This is a genomic window from Methylococcus sp. ANG, assembly GCF_040730495.1.
Classification (GTDB): domain Bacteria; phylum Pseudomonadota; class Gammaproteobacteria; order Methylococcales; family Methylococcaceae; genus Methylococcus.
The window spans coordinates 1,803,923-1,818,179 of the sequence record NZ_CP160399.1 but is presented as its reverse complement, the minus strand read 5'-3'; the positions used below and the strand labels follow the sequence as shown (position 1 = coordinate 1,818,179).

General features: G+C 62.1%; 15 protein-coding genes, 2 tRNA genes and 1 pseudogene. 15 read left to right on the top strand and 3 right to left on the bottom strand.

Going from position 1 to position 14,257, the window contains the following annotated elements:
• Positions 1–4: 4 nt before the first annotated feature.
• The 7 genes from ABZN20_RS08735 to ABZN20_RS08705 all read left to right on the top strand — a co-directional run bounded on the left by ABZN20_RS08735 (position 5) and on the right by ABZN20_RS08705 (position 5,833).
• Positions 5–664 carry an NADH:ubiquinone reductase (Na(+)-transporting) subunit D gene (locus tag ABZN20_RS08735; RefSeq protein WP_218807523.1) on the top strand — a complete coding sequence of 220 codons (660 nt, stop codon included), beginning with the start codon at positions 5–7 and terminating at the stop codon, positions 662–664.
• Positions 664–1,272, top strand: a complete 609-nt coding sequence (gene nqrE, locus ABZN20_RS08730; RefSeq protein ID WP_218807522.1) for an NADH:ubiquinone reductase (Na(+)-transporting) subunit E — start codon at positions 664–666, stop codon at positions 1,270–1,272. The genes ABZN20_RS08735 and nqrE overlap by 1 nt, the downstream gene beginning before the upstream one ends.
• A 16-nt stretch (positions 1,273–1,288) precedes the next feature.
• Positions 1,289–2,512, top strand: a complete 1,224-nt coding sequence (gene nqrF, locus ABZN20_RS08725; RefSeq protein ID WP_367027370.1) for an NADH:ubiquinone reductase (Na(+)-transporting) subunit F — start codon at positions 1,289–1,291, stop codon at positions 2,510–2,512.
• A gap of 118 nt (positions 2,513–2,630) precedes the next feature.
• Positions 2,631–2,810 carry a DUF539 domain-containing protein gene (locus ABZN20_RS08720; protein WP_367027369.1) on the top strand — a complete coding sequence of 60 codons (180 nt, stop codon included), beginning with the start codon at positions 2,631–2,633 and terminating at the stop codon, positions 2,808–2,810.
• 12 nt (positions 2,811–2,822) lie between these two features.
• On the top strand, positions 2,823–4,259 hold the full coding sequence (gene sbcB / locus ABZN20_RS08715) for an exodeoxyribonuclease I (RefSeq protein WP_367027368.1): 1,437 nt from the start codon (positions 2,823–2,825) through the stop codon (positions 4,257–4,259).
• A gap of 64 nt (positions 4,260–4,323) precedes the next feature.
• Complete coding sequence (locus ABZN20_RS08710) at positions 4,324–4,851, top strand: SRPBCC family protein (RefSeq protein WP_218807518.1); 528 nt, start codon at positions 4,324–4,326, stop codon at positions 4,849–4,851.
• A gap of 7 nt (positions 4,852–4,858) precedes the next feature.
• Positions 4,859–5,833 (top strand): beta-propeller fold lactonase family protein, encoded by a 975-nt coding sequence (locus ABZN20_RS08705; RefSeq protein WP_218807517.1) that lies wholly within the window; start codon positions 4,859–4,861, stop codon positions 5,831–5,833.
• Between the two features lie 7 nt (positions 5,834–5,840).
• Here the strand turns inward: ABZN20_RS08705 and ABZN20_RS08700 are convergent, their stop codons facing one another.
• The 3 genes and pseudogenes from ABZN20_RS08700 to ABZN20_RS08690 all read right to left on the bottom strand — a co-directional run.
• Positions 5,841–7,382, bottom strand: a complete 1,542-nt coding sequence (locus ABZN20_RS08700) for an AAA family ATPase (RefSeq protein WP_367027367.1) — start codon at positions 7,380–7,382, stop codon at positions 5,841–5,843.
• Positions 7,375–8,058 carry an HRDC domain-containing protein gene (locus ABZN20_RS08695; protein WP_367027366.1) on the bottom strand — a complete coding sequence of 228 codons (684 nt, stop codon included), beginning with the start codon at positions 8,056–8,058 and terminating at the stop codon, positions 7,375–7,377. The genes ABZN20_RS08700 and ABZN20_RS08695 overlap by 8 nt, the downstream gene beginning before the upstream one ends.
• Before the next feature lie 88 nt (positions 8,059–8,146).
• A pseudogene (locus tag ABZN20_RS08690) lies at positions 8,147–8,530 on the bottom strand (ribonuclease D); the annotation flags it as partial.
• 142 nt (positions 8,531–8,672) lie between these two features.
• On the opposite strand from ABZN20_RS08690, the gene ABZN20_RS08685 reads away from it, so the two are divergent.
• From ABZN20_RS08685 to rplC, 8 genes are all read left to right on the top strand, one after another.
• Positions 8,673–8,749, top strand: a tRNA-Arg gene (locus tag ABZN20_RS08685).
• A 33-nt stretch (positions 8,750–8,782) separates the two neighbouring features.
• Positions 8,783–8,858, top strand: a tRNA-Asn gene (locus ABZN20_RS08680).
• Between the two features lie 167 nt (positions 8,859–9,025).
• Positions 9,026–9,400: a 30S ribosomal protein S12 gene (gene rpsL / locus ABZN20_RS08675; RefSeq protein WP_169604340.1), complete on the top strand. Its 375-nt coding sequence runs from the start codon at positions 9,026–9,028 to the stop codon at positions 9,398–9,400.
• A gap of 18 nt (positions 9,401–9,418) precedes the next feature.
• Entirely contained in the window at positions 9,419–9,889 is a 471-nt protein-coding gene (gene rpsG, locus ABZN20_RS08670) for a 30S ribosomal protein S7 (RefSeq protein ID WP_218807514.1), read from the top strand.
• A 42-nt stretch (positions 9,890–9,931) separates the two neighbouring features.
• Positions 9,932–12,028, top strand: a complete 2,097-nt coding sequence (gene fusA, locus ABZN20_RS08665) for an elongation factor G (RefSeq protein ID WP_218807513.1) — start codon at positions 9,932–9,934, stop codon at positions 12,026–12,028.
• Positions 12,029–12,069: 41 nt separating this feature from the next.
• Complete coding sequence (gene tuf / locus ABZN20_RS08660) at positions 12,070–13,260, top strand: elongation factor Tu (RefSeq protein WP_218807114.1); 1,191 nt, start codon at positions 12,070–12,072, stop codon at positions 13,258–13,260.
• A 4-nt stretch (positions 13,261–13,264) separates the two neighbouring features.
• Positions 13,265–13,576: a 30S ribosomal protein S10 gene (gene rpsJ / locus ABZN20_RS08655; RefSeq protein WP_010961601.1), complete on the top strand. Its 312-nt coding sequence runs from the start codon at positions 13,265–13,267 to the stop codon at positions 13,574–13,576.
• A 37-nt stretch (positions 13,577–13,613) separates the two neighbouring features.
• Positions 13,614–14,249, top strand: coding sequence for a 50S ribosomal protein L3 (rplC, locus tag ABZN20_RS08650; protein ID WP_218807512.1), 636 nt, complete (start codon positions 13,614–13,616; stop codon positions 14,247–14,249).
• Positions 14,250–14,257 lie beyond the last annotated feature (8 nt).

Here is a 14,257-nt window from a genome sequence, read left to right as displayed (position 1 = left end):
TCCCATGAACGAAGAATCGAAGAAAGTTCTCGTCGAACCGCTGGTCGACAACAACCCCATCACCCTCCAGGTGCTGGGCATCTGCTCCGCCCTGGCCGTCACCTCGCAGCTGTCGACGGCGCTGATCATGAGTCTGGCGCTGACCTCGGTCACTGCCTGCTCCAGCGCGGGCATCGCCCTGATCCGTAACCACATCCCGAGCAGCGTGCGCATCATCGCCCAGATGGTGATCATCGCCTCGCTGGTGATCGTGGTCGACCAACTGCTCAAGGCCTTCGCCTACGAGATCAGCAAGCAGCTCTCGGTGTTCGTCGGCCTCATCATCACCAACTGCATCGTGATGGGCCGCGCCGAAGCCTACGCCATGAAGAACCCGCCCTGGGAAAGCTTCCTGGACGGCATCGGCAACGGCTTGGGTTACAGCCTGATCCTCGTCACCGTCGCCACCATCCGAGAGCTGCTGGGTTCGGGCAAGCTGCTGGGGGTCGATGTGCTGCCCCTGGTCAAGGACGGCGGCTGGTACGTGCCGAACGGCCTGCTGCTGTTGCCGCCGAGCGCGTTCTTCCTGATCGGTCTCCTGATCTGGGCGGTCCGCTCCTGGAAGACCCAGCAGGTGGAAAAGGCCGATTTCGTGATCGCCACCGCACACGGGGAGGCACACTGATGGAAGCCTACATCAATCTGTTCATCAAGTCGGTCTTCATCGAGAACATGGCCCTGTCGTTCTTCCTGGGCATGTGTACCTTCATTGCGGTATCGAAGAAGATCGAAACGGCCGTGGGCCTCGGCATCGCCGTGGTCATCGTGCAGACCCTGACGGTGCCGGCCAACAACCTGATCTACAGCTACCTGCTCAAGGAGGGCGCCCTGTCCTGGGCCGGCCTGCGCGACGTCGATCTCAGCTTCATCGCCCTGATGGCCTGCATCGGCGTGATCGCCGCCATGGTGCAGATTCTGGAGATGGTGCTCGACAAGTTCTTCCCGGCGCTCTACAACGCCTTGGGCATCTTCCTGCCGCTCATCACGGTGAACTGCGCCATCCTGGCCGGTTCGCTGTTCATGATCGAACGCGACTACAACTTCTCGGAGAGCGTGGTCTACGGCGTGGGCAGCGGCTTCGGCTGGGCGCTCGCCATCACCGCGATGGCCGGCGTGCGCGAGAAGCTCAAGTACAGTGACGTACCGGCGGGCTTGCGCGGCCTGGGCATCACCTTCATCTCCGCGGGTCTGATGGCGCTGGGTTTCATGGCCTTCTCCGGCATACAGTTATAAGGATGTAGGTGATCCCATGTTGGAAATTATCTTAGGCGTATTTTTCTTCACGGCCATCGTGGTTGCCCTGGTCTTCGTGATCCTGGGCGCCAAGTCGAAGCTGGTGGCCGAGGGCAACGTGGAGGTACTGATCAACGGCGAAAAGACCATCCAGGTCCCGATCGGCTCCAAGCTGCTGACCGCACTGGCCGACAACAACCTGTTCGTCTCTTCGGCCTGCGGTGGCGGCGGTACCTGCGCCCAGTGCCGGGTGCAGGTGCTGGAAGGCGGCGGCGAGATCCTGCCGACCGAACTCTCGCACATCACCAAACGCGAGGCGGCCCAGGGCGACCGGCTGTCCTGCCAGGTGACGGTCAAGCAGAACATGAAGATCCATGTCCATGAGGAGGTGTTCGGCGTCAAGAAATGGGAGTGCACCGTGCGCTCCAACCGCAACGTCGCGACCTTCATCAAGGAGCTGGTGCTGGAATTGCCGGCGGGTGAGAACGTCGACTTCCGCGCCGGCGGCTATATCCAGATCGAATGTCCGCCCTACGACTGCAAGTTCTCGGACTTCGACATCGAGCCGGAATACCGCGAAGATTGGGACAAGTACAACCTCTGGAAGATCGAGTCGCACGTCAAGGCGCCGGCTATCCGCGCCTACTCGATGGCGAACTATCCGGAAGAGAAGGGCCTCATCATGCTCAACGTCCGTATCGCCACGCCGCCTTGGGGCAAGGAAGACCAGTTGCCGCCGGGTGTCATGTCGTCCTACATCTTCAATCTGAAGCCGGGTGACAAGGTCACCATTTCCGGTCCGTTCGGCGAATTCTTCGCCCGCGACACCGACAAGGAGATGGTATTCATCGGCGGCGGTGCCGGCATGGCGCCGATGCGTTCGCACATCTTCGACCAGTTGCGCCGTCTGAAGAGCAAGCGCAAGATGAGCTTCTGGTACGGCGCCCGCAGCCTGCGCGAAGCCTTCTACGTGGAGGAGTTCGACAAGCTGCAGGCGGAGAACCCGAACTTCAAGTGGTTCCTCGGCCTGTCCGACCCGAAGCCGGAAGACAACTGGACCGGCTACACGGGCTTCATCCACAACATCCTGTACGAACAGTACCTCAAGAACCATCCGGCGCCGGAGGACTGCGAATACTACATGTGCGGACCGCCGATGATGAACTCCGCGGTCATCCAGATGCTTCTGGATATAGGGGTCGACCGCGAGAACATCATGCTGGACGATTTTGGCGGCTGATTCGGCGCCGGATCCGTAGGGAACGGGGAGCCTCGCGCTCCTCGTTCTTTTTGGGGCCATGCCGGACAAGGAGCCGCTTGCAGCCGGCTCCACCGGCGTTCTGTTGGAGAAATCGTATATGACTCTATTCCTGATCACTTTCGCCATCATCGGTTTCGTAATCCTGATGATGTCCGTCGGCGTCATTTTCGGGCGGCCGGCGATCAAGGGTACCTGCGGGGGGCTAAACGGGGGCGACTGCATCTGCGCCCAGAAATGCGAGAAGCGCCTCAAGCTGGAAGCCGAGGGCAAGGCCTAAAGCTTAGCCGGAATGGCCGCCACGCCTTCGTTCTACTGGTACGACCTGGAGACTTTCGGGACCGACCCGGCCCGGGACCGCATCGCCCAGTTCGCCGGTCTCCGGACCGATCCGGAATTCAATCCGATCGGACCGCCCGACGTCTTGTACTGCCGGCCGTCGGACGACGTGGTTCCGCATCCCGAGGCCTGTCTCGTCACCGGCATCACCCCGCAGCGCGCCGCCGAACTCGGCGTGCCGGAGAACGCGTTCATCTCCGCCATCCATCGTATCTTCATGCAGCCGGGCACCTGCGTGCTCGGCTACAACACCCTGCGTTTCGACGATGAAATGCTGCGGCATGCTTTCTACCGCAATCTCTACGATCCTTATGCGCGGGAATGGAAAGCGGGCAATTCGCGCTGGGACGTCATCGATCTGGCCCGGCTGGCCCAGGCCCTGCGGCCGGATGGCATCGAATGGCCGCGGGATCCCGAAGGCTTTCCCGTATTCAAGCTGGAACGCCTGGCGGCGGCCAACGGCATCCAACACGAATCGGCGCATGACGCCTTGTCCGACGTGCGGGCGACCGTGGGTTTCGCCAAATTGATCGCCGAACGTCAGCCGCGGCTGTTCAAGTTCGCGCTGGAAAATCGGGCTAGACAGGCGGCCGAACGGCTGCTGGCACTGGGGACCTGGCAGCCCGTATTGCACGTCTCCGAGAAGTTTCCCGCCTCCCGTCAATGCATCGCCTGCGTGCTGCCGCTGTGCCGGCATCCCCGCATCGCGACGCGCGTCATCGTGTTCGATCTCGCCCGCGATCCGGCGCAATTGCTCGATCTGTCGGTGGACGAGATTCGCCAGCGGCTTTTCACGCCGTCTGCGGAGCTGCCGGAAGGTGCCGAGCGGATTCCGCTGAAGGGGGTGCATACCAATCGCTGCCCGGTGGTCGTCCCGACGTCGGCGTTGCGATCGGCTGACGCGGAGCGGCTTGGCATCGACGCCGCCCTCTGCCGGGAACGGGCCCGGTGGGTGCAGGACCACGCGGACGATATCGTCCCCAAGGTTTCAGCGGCGTTCGAGGCGGACTTGCCGTCTGAATCTGGCCTTGATCCGGAGCTGATGCTCTACCGGGGGGGCTTCATTCCGGATGCCGACAGGCGTGCTCTCGATCGGGTGCATCGTTTGGCCCCGGACCAGTTGGCCCGTTACCGCCCCCAATTCGTCGATGGCCGTTTCGGCGAGCTTTTGTTCCGGTTCCGGGCGCGGAATTTTCCGGAGACACTGAATGCCGAGGAACGCGAGCGCTGGGCCGCGTTCCGGCGGGGCCGCCTGGACGGCGAGGGCGGCGGGCTGAGTCTGGCGGAGTTCTTTTCCCGCATCGACCGGCTCCGGAGCCAGGAGTCCGATGCCGGCAGGCGGGCGATCCTGGACGCGCTGGAAGCGTACGGCAGGAACTTATCCGGTTAACCGCGATGAGGTTTGCCCTTATACTTATCGGCTACCTTTCCATCTATCCCTGTTCGGAGGAGTAATGAAGAAGATTCTGCTTGTCGCCACCGGCTTGCTGGTGGCCTGGACCGGTTCGACGTTCGCTCACGGTCCCACCCGTCAGAAGGTCACCGAGACCATCGAGATCAGCGCCGCTCCGGCGGTAGTTTGGGGCATCATCAAGGATTTCGACAAAGGCGAGTGGATGCCTCAGGTGGCCAGCACCACCGGCACGGGCGGCAACGAGAAGGGCGCGACGCGTGAGTTGAAGCTGAAGTCCGGCGGTGTCATCAAGGAAGAGCTCAAGAGCTACGATGCCGAAAAGATGAGCTATTCGTACAAGATCACCGAGGTCGATCCGAAAGACCTGCCGGTCGCCAATTATTCCTCCACCATCAGCGTGACGGCTGCCGGTGCCGGGGCGGTCGTGGAATGGAACGGTGCATTCTACCGCTCCTTCATGAACAACAATCCGCCGCCGGAAGAGAACGACGAGGCTGCGCTGAAGGCGGTTACTTCGATCTACCAAGAGGGCTTGGCCAACCTGAAGGCTCTGGCCGAGAAGAAATGATCGCCTCATGGCTGCGAAGCGATCTGTCTTCTTGAGGGCCAGGGAGGCGGCGGCATTGGCCGCCGCCTTTTTTGCATCCGCCGCCTCGGCGGCACCGTTCGCGTACGTCACCAATCAGAAAGACGACAGCGTCAGCGTCATCGATACCGCCAGCGGAGAGGTCCGAACCACGCTGAAGGTGGGGAAGGAACCGGCCGGCGTCGCCGTCAGCCGGAACGGCAACCGCGTCGTGGTGACCAATGCCGGCGGCAGCAGCCTCACGCTGATCGACGGGCGGAACCAGCAAGTGGTGGGGGAGATTGCCGCCGCCGAGGGCCAGGTCGGCGTGGCGGTCGATGCCGAAGGGCGGTTCGCCTATGTGGCGGACTGGTACGGCGGGACGGTCTCGGTGGTCGATCTGGAGAATCGGGTCGCCGTCCGCCGATTGCCGGCGGGGAACGTCCCGGCGGGACTGGTACTGGCGCCCGGCGGTTCGCGCCTCTACGTCGCCAATCGCGATGACGACGCCATTGCCGAAATGGATCCGGCGAGCGGGGAAACCTTGCGTACGGTCAAGGTGGGGAAGCATCCCTTCGGGATCGCCCTCGATCCCTCGGGTGAGCTCTTGTTTTCGGCCAACGTCGAGAGCGACGACGTTTCCATCGTCGACGTACGGACGCTGTCGGTGATCGCGACGGTGAAAGTCGGTGAGCGTCCCTATGCCGTGGCTTATGTGGCGCCGTACAAACGGCTGTTCGTCACCAACCAGTACGACAACACCGTCTCGGTCATCGACGTCGAGAGACGGACGGTCGTGGATACCATTGCGGTGGGGGAATACCCGGAAGGCATCGCCCTGCACCCCGACGGCATCCACCTCTACGTTGCCAATTGGTTCGACAACACCGTGTCGGTCATCAACGGCTTGTCATTGAAGGTCGAACGGACGATTTCCACCGGCAACGGCAGCCGGGCCTTCGGTGAATTCATCGGCGGCGTCTGAGAAGACATCAGGGCGGCGTGGGGGCCGGCAGTTCCGGTACCGCGCTGTCGGGGCCGCAGGCCACGGTGAACGGTACCTCGTCCTCACCCAGCGGGAGCCGGGATTGCAGTTGCTTTTCCAGGACGCCGAGGTCCGCGTCCGAGGGGTCGGCCCCCGCTCTTTGGCGGGCCAGGATGCGTTGGCGCAGGACCGCTTCCGGCGCCTCCATGGCGACGATGGTGAAAGCCGCGCCGCTTCTGTCGGCGAGCTGTCTGGCATCGTCCCGATATCGTCGTTCGAGGAACGTCGCGTCGAGTACGACGGAGAGCCTTGCGCGCAATGAGGGTGTTGCGAGTTCCAGCAGCTTGTCGTAGGTGGCGCGGGTGAATGCGGGGAGGTACATCTGGGCCGGATCGGCGTGGAGGTGCGACGCCAGCCGTTTGCGTTCGACGTCCGAACGGATCATGATCGCCCCCTCCCGCTCGGCAATCTGCGCCGCCACATGGGTTTTCCCGCTGCCGGAAACGCCGTGCATGACGATGAGCCGGGGCCGCCGGCTGGGCGAAACCGAAAGGGCGTAGTCGACGTAGCGGCGGAAGCTGGCCAGATGCTCTGTTCTCGCGGCTTCCTGCGCGGCGCTCTGCCAGCTCAGTACGGCGATCTTGGCCCGGACTATGGCCCGGTAACGCAGGTAGTAGTGCCAAAGTGCCATGCCGCCGTAATCGCCGGTGACGGCCAAGTACCCGTTCACCAGCCTGGCCGCGAGCCGGCGCAGGCCGCGCGCTTCGAGGTCCATGGCGAGGAATGCGAGCTCGCTGATGACGTCTATCCAGCGCAGTGCCGGATTGAATTCGATGGCGTCGAAGGGAACCGGCTTGCCGCCGATCAAAGCGATGTTGGCGAGATGGAGATCGCCATGGCATTCCCTGACGTAGCCTTCGTGTTTCCGGGAAAGGAATACGCCTTCCAGCGTTTCGTGGTCCCTCTCGGCGGTCTCCTTCAGCACGGCGATACCGGTGTCCATCTGGTTCGGCGGCAACACGGCCTCGATATGGGCGAAATTATCCATCGTCGCGCCGCGGATACGGGACAAGCTGCCGTAGTCGTCCGCGCTGCCCGAGCGTGGAATCGAACCGTGGAATTCGGCGATCAGGCGAGCCAGCGCATCGATGTGGTCCGGTATCAATGTGTTCGCCGCCGCCATGTCCGTGAGCAGCGAACCTTCGGCGAACTGGCGCATCTTCACCGCGTATTCGAACGGCGGGCCGTCGCCGTCGACCCGTGGCGTATGCGGCGAACCGGTGATCGGGCAGACGGCGAGATAGATTTCGGGTGCGAGCCTGCGGTTCAGCCTGATCTCCTCTTCGCAGCATCGCCGCCGCCGATCGAGAGTCGAAAAGTCGAGGAATCCGAAATCAACGGGTTTCTTGATCTTATAGGCGTAGGTTCCCGTCAGGAATACCCAGGAAATATGGGTTTCGATCAGGCGGATGCCGGAAACCGGATGCGGATATGCGTCGGCGGACGTCAGTCCGGCCGGGAATGCGCGCGGCACGCCGACTTCAGTCACGGCCGTTCAGCGTGAGTTCACCGCCCCTCATGCGCAGGATTGCTTTCTCCTCCAGGAAGGCCCGTATGTCGTTTCCCGCCAGGGCGCGCCGCCATCCCTGCAAGACTTTGGCGCTGTCGGGCGACTCCAGCGCCTCCTCGAGGTCCCTGCGGCTGGCGACGACGGCTGGGTTGATGGTGTGCTCGATGCAGCGCAGGCGGACCAGGGCCGACATCGCGTCGAGGACGGCCTCGGTCTGGGCGCTGCGGCGCTGAACGCGGCGAGGTTGCGGCGGCGCGGCCCGGCCGTCGTCGGGAGTCTGGACGAGGGCGATCACCGCATCGCCGTATCGCTGCACCGCGCGCGAGTCGATTCCTCTTAGCGCTTGCAGAGCATCCCGGGTACGGGGTTTTCTCAGTGCGATTTCCAGCAGTGCCTCGTCGCGAAGGATCCAGTTGCGCGGCAGGTCATTCTGCTGGGCGGTGTTTTCCCGCCAGGCCGCGAGGCGCACCGCCAGTGCGAACTGGTCGGGTTTCAGGCGCTCCAGTCCGCCGATGCGCTCCCAGGCGTCCTCGGGCCGGTTCACATAGAGGCCGGGATTCTCCAGGGCGGCGAAATCGTCCGCCAACCAAGAGCAGCGTCCCAGCCGGTCCAACTGCTCCCGAATCTTCGGATACAGGGCCGCGAGATGGATCACGTCGTTGGCCGCGTACTCCTTCTGCGCAGCCGAGAGGGGGGCGCTGAGTCCAGTCGGTGCGGGTGTGCTCCTTGTCCACGGTCACACCCAGAGTGGCCGACACGAGGCTGGCATAGCCGATCTGCTCGGGATGCCCGACCAAGGGAGCGGCCAGCTGCGTGTCGAATATCGGGGCTGGAACGGCTTGGAAGCGGTGGAAGAAGATCTCCAGATCCTGCCTCGCTGCGTGGAACACCTTGGTGATCGCCCGATTGAACAGCAGCGCTTCGACCTCGCGCAGATCCTCGATGGTTAGCGGATCGATGCAGGCCGCCCGGCTGCCGTTGGCGATCTGCAGGAGGCAGAACTTCGGATAGTAGGTCTTGTCGCGCACGAATTCGGTATCGACCGCGATCCAGGGCGAACTGCCGATGGACCGGCAGAATGCCGCGAGCTCGTCGGGCGAATCGATGTAAGTGATGGCCGGGGGCATGGTTGCAGGCATGTGAGGATATGGGGTGACGATTGTAACCCTCCTCCGCTTCGGGGTGAGCCGGAAGCGGCCATTCTTTCGGGATCGTCACGATGCTTGTTGACATGGTGTGTGACTTTCATAATAATACGCCTTCCACAGCGCGCCTGTAGCTCAGTTGGATAGAGTACCTGGCTACGAACTAGGTGGTCGGGAGTTCGAATCTCTCCAGGCGCGCCATTTTGAGACGCGGTGGATTTTCGTGTTACTCATTCCCCTGTAGCTCAGTCGGTAGAGCAGCTGGCTGTTAACCAGCGGGTCGGCGGTTCGAGCCCGTCCGGGGGAGCCAAATTCCAAAAGGCTTGCAGCGATGTAAGCCTTTTTATTTTTTTGTTCTGGCGCTGATGCGCTTGACATGGCGGCTGCCAGTAATTACTCTGAGCGGCTTTAGTCTTTCCCATATCAGTCGCGCAGTTCTGTGCGTGATGCGGGTTGGAATAGTTTCGGAGCTCGGTAATGACCACAATCAACCAACTGGTTAGAAAGCCGCGAGTAAGCAAGAAGGAAAAAAGCAACGTCCCGGCGCTCGAGGGCTGTCCCCAGCGGCGCGGGGTGTGTACCCGTGTTTATACGACGACGCCCAAGAAGCCGAACTCGGCGCTGCGTAAGGTGGCGCGCGTTCGTTTGACGAATGGTGCGGAGGTGACCTCCTACATCGGGGGTGAGGGCCATAACCTGCAGGAACACTCGGTGATCCTGATTCGCGGCGGCCGTGTGAAGGACTTGCCCGGTGTCCGCTATCACGTCGTGCGCGGCAGCCTGGATACGGCGGGCGTTCAGAAGCGTCGCCAAGCCCGTTCGAAGTACGGCGCCAAGCGGCCGAAGAGCTAATTTTAGAGGCTAGGTGATATGTCCAGAAGAAGAAGGAGTGAGCGGCGCGAGGTGATCGCCGATCCGCGTTTCGGGAGCGAGACGCTTGCCCGGTTCGTGAATATGCTCATGGTGAGCGGCAAGAAATCGATCGCGGAAAAGATCGTGTATGGCGCGCTCGATCATATCGAGGCGAAGACGTCGCAGGATTCTCTGGAGGTCCTGACCAAGGCGCTGGAGAACGTGCAGCCCGTCGTCGAGGTGAAGTCCCGGCGCGTGGGTGGCGCGACCTACCAGGTGCCGATCGAGGTGCGTCCCGCCCGGCGCATGGCGCTGGGGATGCGCTGGCTGATCGATGCCGCCCGCAAGCGCGGCGAGAAAGGCATGGTGATGAAGCTGGCCGCGGAGGTTCTGGAGGCGAAGGAAAATCGCGGCTCGGCGGTGAAGAAGCGCGAAGATACTCATCGAATGGCAGAGGCGAACAAGGCGTTTTCGCATTACCGCTGGTAATTCCAGCTAACCCGCTCTTTAAGATAATCAGGTTATTTGGCTGTGGCACGCACGACTCCTATCGAGCGCTATCGGAATATTGGGATCATGGCGCACATCGACGCCGGGAAGACCACTACGACCGAGCGCATCCTGTTCTATACGGGAGTTTCCCACAAGATTGGGGAGGTTCATGACGGTGCTGCCACCATGGACTGGATGGAGCAGGAGCAGGAACGAGGGATCACCATCACGTCCGCGGCCACGACCTGTTTCTGGCGGGGCATGGATGGCTCCTTCCCCGAGCATCGCATCAACATCATCGACACCCCCGGGCATGTCGATTTCACCATCGAAGTCGAGCGCTCGTTGCGGGTTCTCGATGGTGCCTGCGCCGTATTCTGTGCCGTTGGGGGCGTCGAGCCTCAGTCGGAGACCGTTTGGCGCCAAGCCGATAAATACGGTGTTCCCCGCCTGGCGTTCGTAAACAAGATGGATCGCGCCGGCGCCGATTTCCTGCGCGTCGTCGAGCAGATCCGGCGTCGTCTGGGCGCCAATCCGGTGCCGGTCCAATTGCCGATCGGGGCGGAGGACGAATTCAAAGGGGTCGTCGATCTGCTGCGCATGAAGGCGATCTGGTGGGATGACTCTACCCAGGGGACTCGCTTCGAGCTTGGTGAGATCCCGCCCGACATGGTCTCCGCCTGCGCCTCGTGGCGCGAGAAGATGGTCGAGGCTGCCGCGGAATCGTCCGAAGAACTCATGGAGAAGTACCTCGAGGAAGGCGAGCTGTCCGTCGAGGAAATCAAGCAAGGGTTGCGCGCGCGTACGCTGGCCAACGAAATCGTTCCCGTCTTGTGCGGGTCGGCGTTCAAGAACAAGGGCGTCCAGGCCATGCTGGATGCGGTGGTGGAATTTCTGCCTTCGCCAGTCGACACGCCGCCGGTTGTGGGAATTGTCGAAGAAGGGCTCGAAAGTAGCCGCGAGTCGTGCGATAATGCTCCTTTTTCGGCGCTTGCCTTTAAGATCGCGACCGACCCCTACGTCGGGGTGCTGACCTTCATCCGCGTCTATTCCGGTGTGCTCTCTTCAGGAGATACGGTCTACAACCCAGTAAAAGGCCGGCGGGAGCGTATCGGCCGGCTGGTTCAGATGCACGCGAACAACCGGGAAGAAATCAAGGAGGTTCGGGCCGGCGATATCGCGGCGGCGATCGGTCTCAAAGATGTCACGACCGGCGACACGCTGTGTGATCCCAAGGAAATCATCACCCTGGAGCGGATGGAGTTTCCGGAGCCGGTGATTTCGGTCGCCGTGGAGCCGAAAACCAAGGCGGACCAGGAAAAAATGGGCGTCGCGCTGAACAAGCTGGCGCAGGAGGATCCCTCGTTCCGGGTCAGGACCGATGAGGAAACCGGGCAGACGATCATTTCCGGCATGGGCGAGCTTCATCTGGAGATCATCGTCGATCGGATGAAGCGGGAGTTCGGGGTGGACGCCAATGTCGGCGCGCCGCAGGTGGCGTACCGGGAAACCATCCGGAAGGCCGTGGAGCAGGAAGGGAAATATGTCCGGCAGACCGGCGGGCGCGGGCAATACGGCCATGTTTGGCTGAAGCTCGAGCCGATGGAACCAGGGACGGGATACGAATTTGTGAATGCCATCGTCGGTGGCGTGGTTCCCAAGGAATACATTCCGGCGGTGGATAAGGGTATCCAGGAACAGTTACAGAATGGTGTCCTGGCAGGGTTTCCGGTCGTCGACGTGAAGGTGACCCTGTTTGATGGCTCTTATCATGATGTCGATTCGAGCGAAATGGCTTTCAAGATCGCCGGCTCGATGGGGTTCAAGGAGGGTGCCCGAAAAGCCTCGCCGGTGCTCCTGGAGCCGATCATGAAGGTCGAGGTCGTCACGCCGGAGGAATACATGGGGGATGTGGTGGGCGACATCAACCGCCGCAGAGGGATCATCCAGGGCATGGATGATACGCCGGCGGGCAAGATTGTTCGCTGTGAAGTGCCGCTCTCCGAAATGTTCGGATACGCCACCGATCTGCGGTCGGCGACCCAGGGCCGGGCAACCTACAGCATGCATTTCGAGAAATATGTTGAAGCGCCGACGCACGTGGCGGATGCCGTCATCAAGAAATCGGTGTCGTAGTCGTTACACGGGACAGAGCTGAGTTTTGAGAGGAAAAGACAGTGTCCAAAGAGAAATTTACGCGCACGAAACCGCATGTGAATGTGGGAACGATAGGTCACGTGGATCATGGGAAGACGACGCTGACGGCGGCCCTGACCAAGTGCATGGCGGCGAAGTTCGGAGGCGAATTCAAGGCCTACGACCAGATTGACGCGGCGCCGGAAGAGCGTGCGCGCGGCATCACCATCGCCACCGCCCATGTGGAATACGAATCGAACGCGCGTCACTACGCCCACGTCGACTGCCCCGGTCACGCCGACTACGTCAAGAACATGATCACCGGTGCGGCCCAGATGGACGGTGCCATCCTGGTGTGCTCCGCCGCCGACGGCCCGATGCCGCAGACCCGCGAACACATCCTCCTGGCGCGTCAGGTCGGCGTCCCCTACATCGTCGTGTTCCTGAACAAGGCCGACATGGTCGACGATCCCGAGCTGGTGGAGCTGGTCGAAATGGAGCTGCGCGAACTGCTCTCCAAGTACGACTTTCCCGGCGACGACATCCCCATCATCAAGGGCTCCGCCCTGAAGGCGCTGGAAGGCGACACCAGCGAAATCGGCGTGCCGGCGGTCGAAGCCCTGGTGCAGGCGCTGGACGACTATATTCCCGAGCCCGAGCGCGCCATCGACCGGCCGTTCCTCATGCCGATCGAAGACGTCTTCTCGATCTCCGGGCGCGGCACCGTGGTGACCGGGCGCGTCGAGCGCGGCATCATCAAGGTGGGCGAAGAAATCGAAATCGTCGGCATCAAAGCCACGACCAAGACCACCTGCACCGGCGTCGAAATGTTCCGGAAGCTGCTCGACCAGGGCCAGGCCGGCGACAACATCGGCGTCCTGCTGCGCGGCACCAAGCGAGAAGACGTCGAGCGCGGCCAGGTGCTGGCCAAGCCCGGCAGCATCACCCCGCACACGCACTTCGAAGCGGAGATCTACGTTCTGTCCAAGGAAGAAGGCGGTCGACACACCCCGTTCTTCAACGGCTACCGGCCGCAGTTCTACTTCCGGACCACCGACGTCACCGGCGCGGTCACGTTGCCGGAAGGGATCGAAATGGTCATGCCGGGCGACAACGTCAAGATCGAAGTGAAGCTGATCGCGCCGATCGCCATGGACGAAGGCTTGCGGTTTGCAGTACGCGAAGGCGGCCGTACCGTCGGCGCAGGCGTTGTCTCCAAGATCATCGAGTGAGCTCATGGCTAAGCAGAGAATTCGTATCCGTTTGAAGGCGTTTGATCATCGGCTCATCGACCAGTCGGCGTCGGAAATCGTCGAGACCGCAAAACGCACCGGCGCACAGGTGCTGGGCCCGATTCCGCTGCCGACGAAGAAGGAACGGTTCACGGTGTTGGTATCGCCGCACGTGAACAAGGATGCCCGTGATCAATACGAGCTTCGCACCCACAAGCGGCTGATGGACATCATCGAGCCCACGGACAAGACGGTGGACGCACTCATGCGTCTGGATCTGGCTGCGGGCGTCGACGTTCAGATCAAGCTTAACTGATAGAAAGGTATTAGAGCACACGACTCGGGGAAGAGAGATGGCCATAGGTTTAGTCGGCCGCAAGTGCGGAATGACCCATATTTTCACGGACGCCGGTGCAGCCGTTCCGGTAACGGTGATCCACGTCGAGCCCAACCGGGTAGTTCAAGTTAAGACCCTGGAGTCGGACGGCTATCGCGCCATTCAGGTGACCACGGGCGGCAAGAAGCGCTCGCGCCTTACCAAGTCGGGCGCCGGGCACTATGCGAAAGCCGGCGTCGAAGCGGGGCGGGGACTGTGGGAGTTCCGGCTGGAGGATTCCGACCAGGACTACGCGGTCGGCACCGAACTCGGTGTCGATCTGTTCGCGGAAGGCCAGTTCGTCGACGCCCGCTCGCGGAGCATCGGCAAGGGTTTCGCCGGCGTCGTGAAGCGGCATAACTTCCGTACTCAGGACGCGACCCATGGCAATTCGTTGTCCCACCGGGCGCCGGGCTCGATCGGCCAGAATCAGACGCCCGGCCGTGTGTTCAAGGGTAAGAGAATGGCCGGCCACATGGGGGACAAGAACGTCACGGTCCCCAACTTGCGGATCGTCGGCGTCGACGCCGAGCGGTGTCTGCTCCTCGTGAAGGGGGCGGTGCCCGGTGCCAAGGGTGCGGACGTGGTTGTCCGCCCTGCTGCGAAGAAATAGGTAGTTGG

Excerpts from the sequence above, each read along its gene's own strand:
- ABZN20_RS08710 (WP_218807518.1), top strand. The coding sequence starts at position 4,324 with ATGAAGAAGATTCTGCTTGTCGCCACCGGCTTGCTGGTGGCCTGGACC.
- rpsG (WP_218807514.1), top strand. The coding sequence starts at position 9,419 with ATGTCCAGAAGAAGAAGGAGTGAGCGGCGCGAGGTGATCGCCGATCCG.
- ABZN20_RS08720 (WP_367027369.1), top strand. The coding sequence starts at position 2,631 with ATGACTCTATTCCTGATCACTTTCGCCATCATCGGTTTCGTAATCCTG.
- nqrE (WP_218807522.1), top strand. The coding sequence starts at position 664 with ATGGAAGCCTACATCAATCTGTTCATCAAGTCGGTCTTCATCGAGAAC.
- nqrF (WP_367027370.1), top strand. The coding sequence starts at position 1,289 with ATGTTGGAAATTATCTTAGGCGTATTTTTCTTCACGGCCATCGTGGTT.
- rpsJ (WP_010961601.1), top strand. The coding sequence starts at position 13,265 with ATGGCTAAGCAGAGAATTCGTATCCGTTTGAAGGCGTTTGATCATCGG.
- rpsL (WP_169604340.1), top strand. The coding sequence starts at position 9,026 with ATGACCACAATCAACCAACTGGTTAGAAAGCCGCGAGTAAGCAAGAAG.
- ABZN20_RS08705 (WP_218807517.1), top strand. The coding sequence starts at position 4,859 with ATGGCTGCGAAGCGATCTGTCTTCTTGAGGGCCAGGGAGGCGGCGGCA.
- rplC (WP_218807512.1), top strand. The coding sequence starts at position 13,614 with ATGGCCATAGGTTTAGTCGGCCGCAAGTGCGGAATGACCCATATTTTC.
- ABZN20_RS08735 (WP_218807523.1), top strand. The coding sequence starts at position 5 with ATGAACGAAGAATCGAAGAAAGTTCTCGTCGAACCGCTGGTCGACAAC.
- sbcB (WP_367027368.1), top strand. The coding sequence starts at position 2,823 with ATGGCCGCCACGCCTTCGTTCTACTGGTACGACCTGGAGACTTTCGGG.